Below are 15,643 nucleotides of genomic sequence, written 5' to 3'. Positions count from 1 at the left end.
CATTCATAAGTAAAGGTTTTGGAATAAACGGGCTACTTGAGGCACAAGCTTCAATCTTAATGGGTGCTATGTTAGGCGTGATGCTCTCACCAACTGAAATTTTCACCATGGTCATAGCAACTGATTATATATATATTATAAGTTTTTACCACTGTTATTTCTGACCACAAAAACTTCCCGAAATAGTAAAAAATTATCCTCATAAAAATATTGCTATTCTTTGTATAATTTTTTCCCTTAATGTCATTTTTTTTGGTTCATTCATTGGGGACCTTACAAACGATAGATAGCAATAAATCAAGTGTAGAAAATGAAACAATACCACAACATGTCCACGAACATTAGAATAACATTCATTTTTCATTTAATATCATTTTTTTTGGAGAGCCTATTTGGCGATGATCAAATTACGAAGAATGTCTATCTTCACGTCATGAAAGAAATGAAAAAAGAAGCTTCCCAAAAGTTCGCTGAACTCATGAGAAGCCTCGATTAAAAATCCTCTATGTTAGCAAAATGTTAGCATTTCACTCTCACCTTACATAAAACCCTCACGTATCAAGGGGTTTGGGGGCAACTAACATCATGCCGCCAGTAAGGTGAGAGTGTTTTAACGATAAGTGATAAAATCGTGGTAAATCAACATTTTTGAATTTTTTAGCTGTAACATCTTTCATGTTAATTTACGTTTTTTACTTCAGTGCGTTAGCAAAATGTTAGCATTTTGCTAACGCACTGATTACACAAGAATTTCCACTTGTTTCCAAAGCATTTTACCAAGGGAGTGTTTTCCAAGAAAATACTAATTTACAAAGTTAAGGATTTTAAAGATAAAAAAGTCTAATTCCTCAAATTATTAACAAGGAATTAGACTCCTAATCTTCAACAATTGCGCCTGATTGTTTAAGAACCTTCTTTACCTCAGTTTAATTATATTCCAAAAAAACAATGGCCATTATTTAACGATCTCATATCGCATCAGCATTGAACCACTTGTTTTATAAAGCTTGGTTTCTATCAACTTCAAATCCTGACGTGTGTCGATGTTGTCGAAGTAACGTTTACCGCTGCCCAGTATGACCGGATGAATGATGATTCGCAGTTCATCAAGTAAAATAGCATTTATCAGACTTTGAATAAGCCTGCGCTTGCGGAAACAATAATATCACCCTTGACTTCTCTATTTAGGTCCCTTATTTTCGACATTACATCAGAGAGTAATCTGTGGAATCTATGATGCCAGGCATCGCCCAGCTTACCATGTCGTCTTCTTCGCCTTTCGGCCCAGTAAAGATTCAATGGAATCAAGGGAATACCAAAGCCAACTCTACCCGTGCGGTAAATGTATATAGGGATGCTGATCCTCGGACCCGTTTTATGTTTGCGGTCATTGACATATCGAAAGTCCTATCTGAATGCCAAATTGAAATGAACAGTACTTCAATTGGTGGTAAAAGTACAAAGTTAGTACCTCTTAACACTTTGGTTAGTGCATGCGACAAATTTATGGATGACCTCGCTGAATACGAGAAGAGAATGTCATACTTTCCAACGTCATGTTTCATCAGTTATTTAAGTTTGTGTTCGAATTCTTCAAAGGGTACCACGAGGAAGCGAAGGCGTGAACAAAGAGAAAGAATGGAAGCGATTTTTAAAGTTTATTGCAGATGAAGAGGTAACACTTGAATTGAAGAAACCGTTAGCTTAAGTATATTATTTAACAAATCCACCTGAAAACGAAAACAATTGTTGCGCAGTAAAAGTCTCTACGTATTATGACAGTTACTCCACAATCTGCCCCTATTGAGAAGACTATTCTTCTTGTCAATTTGTACGACAAGTATAATTATAAAATCTTTGATTCATAAATCTATGGATTTTTAGCTTTGAACATCCAGAATTTATAGTCTGTTATTCATTGGTACAATTTCATTTTCTGTAAGCAAAAAAAGCCCAAGCATTGAAAAATACTTAGACTTCCCGGCTCTTTCCAAAGTTAGAAAGAGGGTGAAGCTATGATTACTTTTGAGGCACCTTTATTTTACCATAAATGAAATAATGTACAAATCTCTGTTTATTAATTGAACAACCCTAAATGAACAATTCAACAACCTAGTAAGACTACATTCTTGTTTGTTCAGTTGAGGTATACTCTAATTACACAAACCAATGTCATCCACCGTCGTCTATAATCAATTAGTTTGTAGAGGGCTGCATATAAATCTTTCTATTTCCATACAACATTACTACTCTGCCATTACTCCTTCGACATTAATTCTCATATACCTCCATAAAACGCAAAAAACACTCGGATGATGGTTCAAATCATAATCCGAGTCTAATAATCTACTCATTCCTTTCCCCACAAACTCAAACACTCTCTTTGGCCAAATCCCCTCTCAACGCCTGACACCTCCCCACCATCCATCGATGAATTTCTTCCTCATCCATTTCCTTCACTAACTTACCAATACTGTTATTCTCTGTTCCAAATATCTCCTTTTTAATCTTGATAATAGTCGGAGCGTAATGGCGAAAGTATCTAGATATTTGATACGTGTCGGCGAGTACATCCTTTAACTTCCATGTATCATTCCTACTCACTGCCTGTAATGCCATATCTGACTTGTTTACTTGGACGAGTTCCCATTCATAGTTTAAGTCCATTTCTTTTATTAACTCTTCATAAAGCAGCTTAAACCAACACGCGTTGGACCGTTAAACGTGATAGATGGTGCCTTTTCTCCGTGTCCGTCGCAACTTGCGAGGGTTGAAATGCCGGCAGCATTAAGAGATTTTACTAATAGCGCTACTCCCGCTTCTAAATGGAATGTACTTATTCTAGAATTTCCATTGGACTTTATAAAAATAGCTCCACCTTCTAAAACCAAATGCCGGGGTCATTGTATTTCTCGCTTCCGACCAAATCAGTTGTTTTATCACGTCATTGTCTAGTTGATCTTGTGCCACAAAAAGGTCATTTCCGTTGAAAGTATGTTCAATGCGCAGTTTTTTCAATTTTCTCTTCAGGAGAACGATATCATCAGGATGGTTCTTGTCGCTGAATCGGATAGCTTCCTCTTTTTCCGATACAAAAATCCTCGTAATTCTAATCCTAGCTCTAATCTGTTCATGTTTCTTCCCCCTATAATTTTAAATTAAATGCCTGTAAGTTACTTAACTTGTTATTCATCGCTTGCTAGAATGTAAGATGATCTAGATGACTTTCTGCACTCCCACACTTTCAACCTTCGCTTTATACGCTGCCAGTTCCGGGTTAAGCCTGCCACGATATTTTTCTGTGAAATATTCTTTATTCCTGGCATCGCGATCTATCTTTGTTCGTTTCAGGCAAGATCGAATCACGATGTTGGTGCAGGAGGTTTTGTTTTGGAAACAGGGGACGGTTTGGTGTTTCATTGGCATTGTTGGGGGACTCGCGTGGTTCACTCAACCGAGGAAAAAACGAATAAAAGATCCTTCAACAGCGAAGGACCTTTTATTCGTTTAAACTACCATGTAAATGTAAGAAATTGAGGTTCATTTATGCTACTTCGTTCATAGGCGCAATGTCATTCACAGTTTTGGGATAAGCTTGATTGTTTTCATGTTAACTTCTTGAAGTCTCACTAATGATCTTTTGCGCACCTTCTTTTATTTTACTGGAGAAGAATCGATAATAGATATCCTCTTCCTTAATTTCAATATTCATAACCGGCTCTGTGCACCCCATGAATAACATGTCCATGATAGAAAAGGCTACCAGCATGAACCGTGCCGAACTATCACTGACTAATCCACTATAAAACATCAACTGACCTCCTCCGTTTGGGTCTACATGCTTTTTCACTTCCACATACAGATCCTTTCCATCTTTATCAACAAAAAATAAATCACATCTTTTTCCAGCTAGATTTACTTCCCTTCCTTTAAACGTCAATCCTGGTTCAATTAAATCTGAATAATTGATAAGTCCATACGTTAATTCTGCTTCATTCATCCTACTCATCTCCTCTCAATTTAAAAGCCTTTCATATATCAAGTACTCTCGAATGACATAAAAGGAGGAGGAGATTTGAAAAGTGTTGTATTTTCATAAGTGTTCGTGTACTAAATTAGTTTTCAGCTAAAAATGGAATTAAAGGTTGAAAGGCGGCACATGATGAAATGAGGGATGTAAAGGGTAAGACCCACTCTCTGAGATTGGATCTGAGTATGAAATAGATCCAATGAGAGATTTGAGGCCTGTCTGGACTGAATGTTAATTAAAAATTAACCCACACTCCAGCAAAATATTAGACCACCAGTGTTTGAGTGATGAGAAAATAATAGGCCACTTTGTTTAAAATATAGGCACCTAATGTTAAAAAGCGCCTGACCCCCAGTGCGTTAATGTTTTAACGGACTGGGGAGCAGGAACCAGAGTTTTATTGCGTTAGCAAAATGTTAGATAATGGAGGGTATCTTAAGCTGACAACTCTATGTATTTTACTAAGCGTTTTTATTAATTGTACTTAAATATAGGTTTAATGAATCTTCTATTTCGTTGGTGTCTAACTTAATAAAGTCATCATATTCTATTTGTGTATGTGCTTTATCTAATGCTTCATAATAAGCTATTCGATTTTCCACTTTAATAACTATTGGTGGAAAACCAACATTCATGAGTTCTAAATTTAATAACAAACGTGATGTTCGATCTTTTCCATCAATAAATGGGTAAATTCCAACAAAGGAAACAAGGGGACGGTTCTCTGCTTCATTTTTAGCTTTGACTTCAGGGCTATTCATCATTCAAAGGAGCCTAGAAAAATTGTGATGCAGAGAACCGTCCCTACTGTCACATTCTTGCCTCTTTTCGGCTGATGGTTTGATTTATTGACAGTTGACTGAGTCTGTTGCAAATAAAAACCCTCAAACACTGCTGTTAAGCCTCTGAAACTACTTTCTGTATCATTTCTACAATGTAAAAACCTCCCTTTAATCTTTGAGTTTTACAGAGCTAGACTACTGTATTTTTTCAGTTGGTTGATTTTACATATAATTAGACTGAAATACTGTGTTAAACATCATACGCATGTGATACAATTTCCTCATTGTCGAATTATGGAGGTTTTTGTAATGAAAGTTTTTGTAACTGGTGTCACTGGTTTTGTTGGTGGTGAATTCACTAAGAAATTGTTGCAAGAAGGACATGAAGTAATCAGTGTCGTTCGAAATATAGAGAAAGCCGAAGCTCAGTTTTCTAAAAGTTCAACTATTACATTTTTGACCGGTGATCTCCACGAACCTTCCTTTGGATTATCTAATAAAAAGCTTCATGATCTTATGAATGGTCCGATTGACGCGATGTATCATATCGCTGGTCAAGTCCAATTTGGCTTGGAATATAGCGAATACCTTAAAACAAATTATAGCGGGACAAAAAACGCTTTAGATTTAGCTAAATTACTTGAAATTAAGAACTTTAAATATGTCAGTACTGCCTTTACGTTAGGTTTATCCAATTCCATAGGCAAAGAAGAATTGTACTCGAAAGAAACGAATTTCAATAATGCGTATGAAAAATCAAAGTGTATGGCAGAGCATTTGGTTATGTCTTACTCCACCTATTTTTCGGTTTCTATTTATAGACCGTCTGTTATTATTGGAGATTCGAAAACTGGAGAAGCCAATAGTGACTTCACCTTGAATTCCTTCATTAAAATCATACGTCTTATTAAGAAACTTTCTGAGTCAAAAAATGAATCGTTTCGTTTTATAGCACCAAGGTCCTCTACCGTTAATGTTGTACCTGTAGATTATGTCGTCGCCGTTTTATTTGCTGGTTTAGAAGATGACGAGAATCAAACCATCTATCACATTACAAATAGTCATCCCCCTTCGTATAGGAAGAGTATCAGACTGATTACAGATATGCTGAACTTCGACCAATTTACGATTGTGAATGATTTAAAAATAGAGTCTATGAATCAATCAGAAACACTATTCTATGATAAAATCTCTACGTTGAAAAACTACCTTGTTCGTCAGTTAACGTTTCATAACGAGAACACAATAAAATTATTATCATGCTCCAACTTAAAAGAACTAGATGTCTCAGATGAGATATTATCTACTATTATACATGCGAGAATTCCAACTAAATTAACTACTGAAAAAGTATAAGGTGTCGATCACCAATACCTTTCAGCGGTAAAGAGGTGTCAGCTTATGCTTGATTATCAGTTTATTGAAAATAAAGGGAAAGAATGCATCGTTCTGTTACACGGCATTGGTGGTGGACGGAACGTCTTCCATAAACAAATGAAAAAATATCGAAAAGAGTTTAGTGTACTCGCTATAACATTACCAGGTCATGGAAATTCTCCAGATATAGCGGATTATCGTCTGCCGTTTAGCTTTAATATCGTTTCTGAAGAGATCTTTAAAACAATGGATGCGATTGGTTTAAAAAAGTGTCATTTTGTAGGAATATCTCTCGGTTCGGTCATTCTTCACAATATACTCCAATTACGTCCAGAACGAGTTAAAAGTGCCATTCTTGGAGGAGCTGTAACAAAGTTCAATCTCTTTTCCAAATCCCTTCTTTTTACGGGGGGCTTGTTGAAAGAAGTCACACCACATATGTTCATTTACCGATTATTCGCTAACATCATGATGCCTAAAAAAAACCATGCGGTATCTCGAGAGTTCTTTATCCAAGAAGCGAAGAAAATGAAGAGACATAATTTTATTAAATGGTTTGATATAGCTCGAAATGTAGAAAGTACGTATGTTTGCGTGCAAGAAGTAAGCAAAAATGTCCCAAAGTTATATATCTCAGGAGAAGAAGACCATTTATTTATAAAGAGATTACAAAAAGATGTGAAAGATGATCAAAGTGCGCATGTTCATATTATAGAAGATTGTGGTCATGTATGTAACATCGAAAACGCAGAAGCCTTCAACACCACCTCCCTAACATTCATGAAGAAGCATGGGGACGGTTCTCTGCTTCATCATGATTCTCCGCAGTATTTGCCAACTGCCAAATAAGAGGAGGCTTCTCTAACGGGTCAAACGGAGATTTACATTAAGCTGTTTCCGTCATCTTTGTTGTTTCTAGAAAAGCTTGAAGAAGCGAAAGAGTCAACTGTCTCTTCCTTTGCTGGTATTGCTCTGAAGTGTTCCCCGGCGGTAAGCATCAGACTGTTGAAATCGAGGGCTATCATATCTTTTTGAAAGCAACAATCTTTTAGAAAACAACCATATTAAAAGACCACCAGACCAGGACTGACGCTCTTGTTGGTGCTTACCCCCAAAACACCTCCCCACCACCATCCATCGATAAAGTTCTTCCTCATCCATTTCCTTCACTACCTTACCAGTACTGTTATTCTCCCTTCAAAAATCTCCTTTTTTATCTTGATCATTGTCGGAGCGTAATGGCGAAAGTATCTAGACATTTGATACGTGTCTGCGAGTACATCCTTTAACTTCCATGTATCATTCTTACTCACTGCCTGTATTGCCATATCAGACTTAGTTACTTGAACGAGTTCCCATTGATAGTTTAAGTCCATTTCTTTTATTACCTCTTCATAAAGCAGCTTAAACCAACACGCTAACGACCGTTAAACATAATAGATGGCGCTTTTTCTCCGTGTCCGTCACAACTTGCGAGAGTAGAAATACCTGCAGCGTTAAGGGATTTTACTAACAGCGCTACACCCGCTTCTAAATGGAATGTACTTATGCTAGAATTCCCATTGAACTTTACAAATGAGCTCGACATTCTAAAACCGAAGGCCGGTGTCATTGTATTTCTCACTTCCGACCAAATAAGTTGTTTTATCACGTCATTGTCCAGCTGATCATCTGCCACAATAAGGTCATTTCCTTTGAACGTATGGTCAATTTGTAGTTTTTTCAATTGTCTCTTCAGGAGGACGATATCATCCGGATGGTTCTTGTCACTGAATCGGATAGCTCCCTCTTTTTCTGTCACAAAAAATCCTCGTAATTCTAATTCTAGCTCTAATCTGTTCATGTTTCTTCCCCCTATAATTTTAATTTAAATGATGCTTGTCTGTTATTTTGCTTAATATTCATTGCTTACTAGAATGGAAAACGACCTAGATGACCTCTTGCTCTCCCCTACCTTCGACCTTCGCTTTATACGCTGCCAGTTCCGGATTAAGCCTGCCACGATATTTTTCTGTGAAATATTCAATATTCCTGGCGTCACGATCCATCGTAATGGCTTTCTTTTCGTAGACGAGCCACTCGATTAAATAGATGAGGCTCTTAAAGTCTTCGATCACAGCTTCCTGATACAATTCCTTGATTGTCATCCCTACACGAGTGGGGCATATTTCCATTCTCATCCTTTCGTTTTCCATTTTCGTCTTTCACTGAATATGTACAGACGACAGATAAAAAAGGAGGAGGTGTTTTGAAAAATGTGAAAGTTTTTTTGGATGAGGGTTTTGAATTGGAAACAGGGGACGGTTCTGTGCTTCATTGGCATTGGTGGGGTAGTCGCGTCGTTCAGTCAACCGAGGTAAAACGAATAAAAACCCGAATAATGAGGCACTTTTTTTTAGTGTCCATTATTCGGGTTACAGTTCACACAGGGTACCGCCCCCAACAAATTAGAGTAGAAAACTTTCCGTCCACCAAAAACCTCCAACTTCAGATAAAGTTGCTTCTGTCTTTGAATTTTCTTTTATTTGTTTACAAATATTCGCAATAATTTTTCCATCTTTGTGTACAACAGTCCCATAAAAGTCTAAAATCATTTATTTTCTCTATGTAGAATTCAACACTATTATTCATCTATACTTCCCTTTAATTTAAGTATATTTCTTCACAATCCCATTCTATTTTAACATAAATATCCAATTAAAAAGATATAATTTTCTCCACAATCTGCCCCTATTCACAAAGAAAGGGCCCAATTCTTATTACAGAATCGCGCCCTTTAACGGAATAACTAAAATATGGTCTCAATCCTAATTTCACTTAATTTCTATTCAACTAACACTGTTGCCTTGAGTAGATGTTGCACATACACATCACTTTCTAAGAAAAATCAAATTGTATAATTACCATCAGGTGAACTAATCATTTTGATTTTGCATAAGTTTATATATATTACGAGCTGTGTTGACGTTTCTTATCGTAACTTGTTTATATAACTTTGATCCAACGATCTTTGACATTCCGCTTCTGGTTACATTTATCTTATCAACGGACCATAGAATCGCACCGGGGACATATTTTACCGTGTCGATATTTGGTTTGATGACCAAATTCATAAGTACAGATTCATCATCAATTTCATCCCATAAAAACATGACATCACTTTTCATATCTTTGTCATTTTTCCATGTGTATGGAATAGCTTTAATGATTCGACTTACATCATCGAAACTACGAACTACTACTTTAATTTGTAATCCAAAATCACAATGGATTGCTTCTTCCAAAATGCGTGGTAGCTCGGTTGTTGATGGACCTTTATATGAAAAAATAATATTACCTGTATTGATGTATGTTACCACATCATTCATCCCAGCTTTTTCAAAAGTTTGTTTAAGTAACCTCATATCAATTTTATTTTTTCCACCCACATTAATCCCTCGAAGAAGAGCGACATTAACCAAAATCATCATCCTTTCGACTTTTTACTTATTCAACAACTGCGCTCCAATTGTTGAATTGATATTAGTGCTGAGTTACTTTGCTTCTACGACAAAGCTTTTATAAGGCCCATCATCAACTGTTACTTCAAACTTCCAAAGCACTGCTTCATCAAACTCAAATTTTTCTCCACTCTGTTTATTTTCAATCTCTTGTTCATATAGTTTCACAGTCTCGCTTTAGAAATCATAGTTGTCGCTAGATATGCCACCTATATGGGGTATCTACAAGATTGTGTCAGTAACTGACATCTCAACATACAATATGTCTGTTACTAACAAGTAAAAAACGACATTCATCCGAAGAGTCGTACTCTCTCTCTAAAATGTTAATCTATTTGTTGTTAGAAAACGCCTGAGCAATCACTTTTGTAGCCTTTGCAATGAGTTCGTCATTAAAGCTCGCATTCTCTTCATCGCGACTTGACATGATCGCAATAATAATCGGTTCTCGATTTGGTGGCCACACAATCGCTATATCATTTCGAGTTCCATAGCCACCGGCTCCGCTCTTATCTCCAACCTCCCAACCTTCTGGTACACCAGCTCGAATGAGGGAATCACCTGTAGTATTCCCTTTTAGCCAATTTGTAAAAATTTCTTGCTTATCGGTAGGAAGGTACTCACTGATTCCAAACACCTCAAGAGTAGTTGCAAGTGCTTTAGGGGTACTTGTATCCCGTGAATCCCCAGGAATAGCTTCGTTCAAATCTGGTTCAATACGGTCAACCATTGTGATAGTATCACCACTTTCTCGTAACGCCTTTTCAAATCCATCTGGTCCGCCTAATTCTTCGAACAGAAGATTCCCTGCTGTATTATCACTATACTGCATCGCTGCTTCAGCTATCTTTCCCAGACTCATCCCTTTGTTCACAAAGTCTTCTGTAATCGGAGAATAGGTAACAATATCTTCATTGGTGAATGTCCTTATTTCCTTAAGCACTGATATCGGATTTTGCTTTAATAAAACAGCTGTAGCTAGGGCTTTGGATGTAGATGTGTACGCAAATCGTTCGTCCTCACAAAATTCCACGGTTTCTTTTGATCCTGTGTCAATGGCATAGACCCCAAGCCTCGCGTCATATTCCTTCTCAAGTTGTTCAAATTTCTCCATTGAGGTTTCTTTTGCCGTTATATTTTCTGACGTTTGGTTAGTTCCCCCCGTATTTTCTGTTTCTGATTGTTGTACAACCTGTTTTTTCTCATCTAAGCAGCCTACAACCATAAGCACCAAGCCTATCAGTGCTAGTATTTGATAAAACCATCTTTTGTTCATGATGTAAAACCTCCTAATTATTTGATTAGACTCTTATGTACGAATTGAAAAAACAACCTTATTCAAGGAGTTTTAACGGATTACATTTGTAGTCTGATTACATCTGTAGTATAGTATTACATATGTAATCAAATAAAGTCAATTCTTTATTTTCTAACTCAAGCTACTATAAATATGCTATATACCTGTTTTTAAAAAATTTTAAAATCAAGAGAGTTGGTGTTGAAGGACATGTTTTTAACTCATTTTATAATAGGTCTATTGGTGTGTTCATTTTCCGTTACCGTTATTCTACTTATACGAAAATGGTTTGGAAGACAACTAACAGCAAAATGGCGCTATCATTTGTGGATGTTTCTTTTTATGACTTTAACACTTCCATTCATACCTACTGATTTATATAATTTTAGTTCTCTCTTTAGCGGTGGGGATACATATCAGACTAATGCTCCCAGTTCTAATGTGGAAAAAACTGGAACTGATATGATGCAGGGCCTACACCTGATACAAGACTTTTCTGTATCGGTCAATCGGCCGGACCTGTCCTTACTTAATATGGGAGTGATGGGTTTATGGATGTCAGGGATGCTTTTATTTACCTTTACTATGATTCGTGGTTGGCTCACACTTAGAAGGATAAAGAATTATTCTTCAGCGTTTTCCAATCAAGAAGTTCTCGTGCTTTTCGAAGAATGCAAGAAAAGACTACAAATTAAAAAATCAATAAAGATTGTTATTTCGAAAAGAGTCCAATCTCCAATAATATTCGGACTTTTTCAAACATATATCGTCTTACCTTCTCAGCATGAAAACTGGCTTAATTTGAAAAATTATGAGTATATCTTTCTTCATGAACTGAATCACTATAAAAACAAGGATTTGCTGACAAATTACTTCATATTGTTCTATCAAATCATTTATTGGTTTAATCCCCTTGTCTGGCTTGCTTTTAGAGAAATGAGATTGGATCGGGAAATCGCATGTGATACATCTGTTTTACAGTTACTAGATGATGATAATTCATTTAGTGAATATGGAAATACAATCATTAATTTTTTGGATCTTTCAAAACGGTCTAGTAAGCTACAGTTAGTGACACAATTAAACGGTTCGAAGCTTCAAATCAAAAAACGAATGGAACAAATTTCTGCCTATAAGCATTCCGCAAAAAAATCAATCAGAAAAAGCGTCTTTATTTATGTGTTAGCCAGTATCATTTTGACAATCCAATTACCTTTCATTTCCGCATTTGCGTCGGAAAACGACCGATACTATTTTAATCATGACGGAGCAGTTTATGAGGATTTACATCAATTCTTTAAAGGATATGAAGGAAGCTTTGTTTTATATGATCATAACGCACAGCAATATCGCATTTATAATGAAGAGAAAAGTATGTTGCGGGTATCACCTGATTCCACATACAAAATCTATAGTGCCTTATTTGCACTAGAATCAAATGTGATATCACCCGAAGAATCCTCCCTTTTATGGGATGGTACGGAGCAACCCTATGACGCTTGGAATATGGATCAGGATGTCTCATCTGCGTTACAAAAATCTGTAAACTGGTATTTCCAAGAATTAGATCGTAGAACAGGATTTGAAACAATACAATCCAATCTACAAGAGATAAACTATGGAAACTACGATGTATCTGGGGGATTTGGTGAATTCTGGCACGAATCCTCATTAAAAATTTCTCCAGTGGAGCAAGTCCAACTGCTGCAAGCCTTTTATAACAATCAATTGGGATATAAGGAAATGCATACCCAAGCTGTGAAGGAAGCACTACTCTTAGAAAAGAATGAAGAAGCTCGCCTATCAGGAAAAACAGGTACAGGAGCAGTGAATGGAAAAAACATCAATGGTTGGTTTATCGGGTATGTAGAGACGAAGAACAATACTTATTTCTTTGCTACCAATATACAAAATGAAGATGATTCATCTGGAAGCAAGGCGGGAGAAATTACTTTATCAATTTTAAAAGATTTAGGAATCTATAAAGAAAATGGAGGGGAGAAATATGGAGAAAAACATTCCTAGTATATCAGAATCGGAATGGGAAATCATGAACGTACTTTGGGATAAAGCCCCTCAAACAGCGAATGACATCATATTTTCCTTACAGGAGTGTACAGATTGGAAGCCGAAAACCATACGCACTCTTCTCGATCGATTAGTTCAAAAAGATGTAGTAGGTGTCAATAAAAATCTAAGAGTTTACACCTTTTACCCGCTCTATACACAGGAAAAGTACCAGCGTGCCGAGACCGAATCATTTATCAAGCGTATCTATGGAGGTACCCTGAAATCCATGCTTGTCCAATTCATTCAGGAAGATACCCTATCTGATGATGATATCAATGAACTACGCTCTATTTTAAATAAAAAACCTAAAAAGCAATAATATTAAAAAAGCGATTGGGAATTTTTCCAAATCGCTTTTTTCGGTCGAAATCGAAATAGCTGGGGACATATTTCTATTTCTCATGTAACTATCGCTTTCTTAACCCTAGATTTATAAAAGCTCGAAGTAGCGAAGGCGGCTACTCCTGCGGGAAAAGCAATAGGTGAAGACCCCGGAGGACGGTCTTTGTCCGAGGAGGCTGAAGCATTGCCCGCGGAAAGCGTCCGCCTAGAGCGGATTCGAGCCTCTCTGTTCGACGAAAACAACAATCTCTAAAACACCGATAACTTTATAAAACTCTCTACTGTGTATAGCAACTTCATTCTTCCTTTTTATTAACAAACAAATTAAACGCTTTTTCATAACCAAGCTCTACCGTGCCAACGGGACCTTCTCGTTGTTTGGCTATGATAATTTCAATGCTATTATCTGACTCTCCATCCCGGTTGTAATAATCGTCCCGGTAGAGAAACGCAACGACATCGGCATCTTGTTCGAGGCTGCCTGATTCGCGTAAGTCTGAGAGATTCGGGCGTTTATCGGCTCGTGATTCGACTCCCCGGGATAATTGCGAAAGCGCGATGACGGGGACCGAAAGGTCGCGTGCCATGGCTTTCAACGACCGAGATATTTCACTGACTTCCTCTTGACGGTTCTGCTTATTGGCGGCGGATTGAAGCAGCTGTAAATAATCAATGATGATGAAGTGCTGCTTGTCCGGGTGCTGACGCATGATCTTTCGTGTTGTCGCGTAAATTTCCGGGATCTTGACCGAGGAACGATCAGAAATATACACATTCTCTTCTGACAAGTCACTGATCGCCTGGGTGTATCTCTTCCAATCATCGGCATCAAATCGTTTCATCGGATCACGCAGCTTTTGCGAGTCGATCTTTCCTTTGGCGGAGATCATCCGGTTCAAAAACTGCTTTTTACTCATTTCCAGCGAATATAAATGCCCGAAGGCGTTCTCTTTCATGTGGCCCATCGCAACGTTTAACGCAAAGGCGGTTTTTCCGACGGAAGGTCTTGCGGCGACGATGATGAACTGTCCTTCACTATGGCCATTCGTTAATCTGTAGTAGGTAGTGAAAGATGTTTGTAACCCTCGTTTGACAACCCCATCCAGTACTTGGTCATACATCGTTACCAAGACTTTCTTTAATTGAAAATCATCCTCCCGTGCGCCGAAGGTCTCAATGGTTCGAACACTGGAAAGAAAGGAATCAACCGTCGCGTCATCAACGACCTCTTCTGTTTTCACCAGAAAGGTTTGGGCGGTTTGGCGCAGCTGTGTTTTCTGCCAGGTGCGAATGATGATTTGCTCGTACTTTTTCACGGCGTAGATGGATGGCACGGCTCGCATCATTTCGCCGATGTTGACTTGGTTCATAAATGATGGGCCGAGGCGTTCCAATAGGGTTGCTCGGTTGATGTCTTCGTTGTCGTTGTCGAGGTTGATCATGGTGCGGAGCAGGGGTTCGTGATGGAACGAGAGCTGCTTCGGTTCGACTTCGAGTTCTTTGACGAGGGAGGACTCGAGCAGGAGACACCCGAGGAGCATTTTCTCCGCTTCAAGGTTGTACTGGTCCGCCACTGGCGTTCGCCTCCCATAGACTGATGATTTCGATGACGTCTTTGTTTCGTTCTGGCCGCGGTTTTTCGACTAGGTCATGCACGAGTGGGGAGTATTTATTCTCGGCTGCATAGCGATCGAGGCGGTCGATGACGTCTTCATAAGTCTGTGTTTTCAATAAGCGGTACCAGGCTTGGACTGTTTTCCGTTCCAGGTTGATTTTGCCGGGATAAAACCGGGCGATTTCTTGCAGTATTTGTGCTGTTTCTGCTTGTGACATGGCTTATTCCAGCTCCTTTAAGTATTTTTCAAAATCGGTTTCTATTGGGGTGGTGCCTTCGTTTAAGTAGGATTCAAATTTGGGTCCAAACAAGGTTTCTGGTCGTAAGAATTTGTTCATCGTTGGATCGTTTAGCCATTGGTCTGTCTTCGTGTCGATGACTTTTTCGAAGTGGTCTTGGTTTGGATGAGCTCGCCATCTGGCTTTGATGAGATCTCGTGTTTTCACCGCCGTTGCTTGGAAATGCTTGCCGGTGCTGTCATTTAAATAGGCGACAATCTCGCTGTAAGGAATCTTCTCGGGTGATGGTGTTGGTTCGGCTCGGTCTGCTGCTTCTGGTGCTTGGTCTTCCTCGAAAAAGGATGTTTGCTCGTTTGTGTCAGCTTGTTCGTTCACGGTCGATTGCGGTTGG

General features: G+C 38.1%; 18 protein-coding genes. 4 read left to right on the top strand and 14 right to left on the bottom strand.

Annotation, left to right across the window (positions count from 1 at the left end):
* Positions 1 to 955: 955 nt before the first annotated feature.
* The 4 genes from CEF18_RS27115 to CEF18_RS06460 all read right to left on the bottom strand — a co-directional run bounded on the left by CEF18_RS27115 (position 956) and on the right by CEF18_RS06460 (position 4,794).
* Positions 956 to 1,138 (bottom strand): dihydrofolate reductase family protein, encoded by a 183-nt coding sequence (locus CEF18_RS27115; protein ID WP_110937612.1) that lies wholly within the window; start codon positions 1,136 to 1,138, stop codon positions 956 to 958.
* 1,232 nt (positions 1,139 to 2,370) lie between these two features.
* Entirely contained in the window at positions 2,371 to 2,667 is a 297-nt protein-coding gene (locus tag CEF18_RS06470) for a hypothetical protein (protein ID WP_110935714.1), read from the bottom strand.
* Between the two features lie 943 nt (positions 2,668 to 3,610).
* Positions 3,611 to 4,000 (bottom strand): PDDEXK family nuclease, encoded by a 390-nt coding sequence (locus tag CEF18_RS06465; protein WP_110935713.1) that lies wholly within the window; start codon positions 3,998 to 4,000, stop codon positions 3,611 to 3,613.
* A 491-nt stretch (positions 4,001 to 4,491) separates the two neighbouring features.
* The gene (locus tag CEF18_RS06460; RefSeq protein ID WP_220693840.1) at positions 4,492 to 4,794 is read right to left on the bottom strand and encodes a Fic family protein; all 303 of its coding nucleotides are present in this window, start codon (positions 4,792 to 4,794) and stop codon (positions 4,492 to 4,494) included.
* A 327-nt stretch (positions 4,795 to 5,121) separates the two neighbouring features.
* On the opposite strand from CEF18_RS06460, the gene CEF18_RS06455 reads away from it, so the two are divergent.
* Both CEF18_RS06455 and CEF18_RS06450 read left to right on the top strand, forming a co-directional pair.
* A complete protein-coding gene (locus tag CEF18_RS06455; protein WP_183041228.1) occupies positions 5,122 to 6,168 on the top strand; it encodes an SDR family oxidoreductase in 1,047 nt (348 codons plus the stop codon).
* Between the two features lie 45 nt (positions 6,169 to 6,213).
* Positions 6,214 to 7,038 (top strand): alpha/beta fold hydrolase, encoded by an 825-nt coding sequence (locus CEF18_RS06450; protein WP_110935711.1) that lies wholly within the window; start codon positions 6,214 to 6,216, stop codon positions 7,036 to 7,038.
* A 320-nt stretch (positions 7,039 to 7,358) separates the two neighbouring features.
* On the opposite strand, the gene CEF18_RS06440 is transcribed toward CEF18_RS06450, so the two are convergent.
* The 7 genes from CEF18_RS06440 to bla form a co-directional block, all read right to left on the bottom strand.
* Positions 7,359 to 7,565 (bottom strand): hypothetical protein, encoded by a 207-nt coding sequence (locus tag CEF18_RS06440; RefSeq protein ID WP_110935709.1) that lies wholly within the window; start codon positions 7,563 to 7,565, stop codon positions 7,359 to 7,361.
* A gap of 41 nt (positions 7,566 to 7,606) precedes the next feature.
* Entirely contained in the window at positions 7,607 to 8,032 is a 426-nt protein-coding gene (locus CEF18_RS06435) for a hypothetical protein (protein ID WP_110935708.1), read from the bottom strand.
* Positions 8,033 to 8,117: 85 nt separating this feature from the next.
* Entirely contained in the window at positions 8,118 to 8,369 is a 252-nt protein-coding gene (locus CEF18_RS06430; protein WP_120689098.1) for a hypothetical protein, read from the bottom strand.
* A gap of 267 nt (positions 8,370 to 8,636) precedes the next feature.
* Positions 8,637 to 8,783 (bottom strand): hypothetical protein, encoded by a 147-nt coding sequence (locus CEF18_RS25775; protein ID WP_183041227.1) that lies wholly within the window; start codon positions 8,781 to 8,783, stop codon positions 8,637 to 8,639.
* Positions 8,784 to 9,104: 321 nt separating this feature from the next.
* Positions 9,105 to 9,650, bottom strand: coding sequence for a DUF1697 domain-containing protein (locus tag CEF18_RS06420; protein ID WP_110935705.1), 546 nt, complete (start codon positions 9,648 to 9,650; stop codon positions 9,105 to 9,107).
* A gap of 72 nt (positions 9,651 to 9,722) precedes the next feature.
* Positions 9,723 to 9,857, bottom strand: a complete 135-nt coding sequence (locus tag CEF18_RS26780; protein WP_259458003.1) for a hypothetical protein — start codon at positions 9,855 to 9,857, stop codon at positions 9,723 to 9,725.
* Between the two features lie 163 nt (positions 9,858 to 10,020).
* Positions 10,021 to 10,965, bottom strand: coding sequence for a class A beta-lactamase (bla, locus tag CEF18_RS06415; RefSeq protein WP_110935704.1), 945 nt, complete (start codon positions 10,963 to 10,965; stop codon positions 10,021 to 10,023).
* A 231-nt stretch (positions 10,966 to 11,196) separates the two neighbouring features.
* Between bla and CEF18_RS06410 the strand changes: the two genes are divergently transcribed.
* Together CEF18_RS06410 and blaI are read left to right on the top strand one after the other, a co-directional pair.
* The gene (locus tag CEF18_RS06410) at positions 11,197 to 13,011 is read left to right on the top strand and encodes a BlaR1 family beta-lactam sensor/signal transducer (RefSeq protein WP_110935703.1); all 1,815 of its coding nucleotides are present in this window, start codon (positions 11,197 to 11,199) and stop codon (positions 13,009 to 13,011) included.
* A complete protein-coding gene (gene blaI / locus CEF18_RS06405) occupies positions 12,992 to 13,375 on the top strand; it encodes a penicillinase repressor BlaI (RefSeq protein ID WP_110935702.1) in 384 nt (127 codons plus the stop codon). Before CEF18_RS06410 ends, blaI begins: the two co-directional genes overlap by 20 nt.
* 319 nt (positions 13,376 to 13,694) lie before the next feature.
* Here the strand turns inward: blaI and CEF18_RS06400 are convergent, their stop codons facing one another.
* From CEF18_RS06400 to CEF18_RS06390, 3 genes are all read right to left on the bottom strand, one after another.
* Positions 13,695 to 14,972, bottom strand: a complete 1,278-nt coding sequence (locus CEF18_RS06400) for a replicative DNA helicase (RefSeq protein WP_110935701.1) — start codon at positions 14,970 to 14,972, stop codon at positions 13,695 to 13,697.
* Positions 14,950 to 15,231 carry a replicative helicase loader/inhibitor gene (locus CEF18_RS06395; RefSeq protein WP_110935700.1) on the bottom strand — a complete coding sequence of 94 codons (282 nt, stop codon included), beginning with the start codon at positions 15,229 to 15,231 and terminating at the stop codon, positions 14,950 to 14,952. The genes CEF18_RS06400 and CEF18_RS06395 overlap by 23 nt, the downstream gene beginning before the upstream one ends.
* A gap of 3 nt (positions 15,232 to 15,234) precedes the next feature.
* Positions 15,235 to 15,643, bottom strand: a 409-nt coding sequence (locus CEF18_RS06390; protein WP_190238700.1) for a conserved phage C-terminal domain-containing protein, incomplete at its 5' end; no start/stop codon positions are given.

Origin of the sequence: Salipaludibacillus neizhouensis, assembly GCF_002886185.1 — a bacterium.
Taxonomy (GTDB): domain Bacteria; phylum Bacillota; class Bacilli; order Bacillales; family Salisediminibacteriaceae; genus Salipaludibacillus; species Salipaludibacillus neizhouensis.
This window is presented reverse-complemented; position numbering and strand designations above follow the sequence as displayed.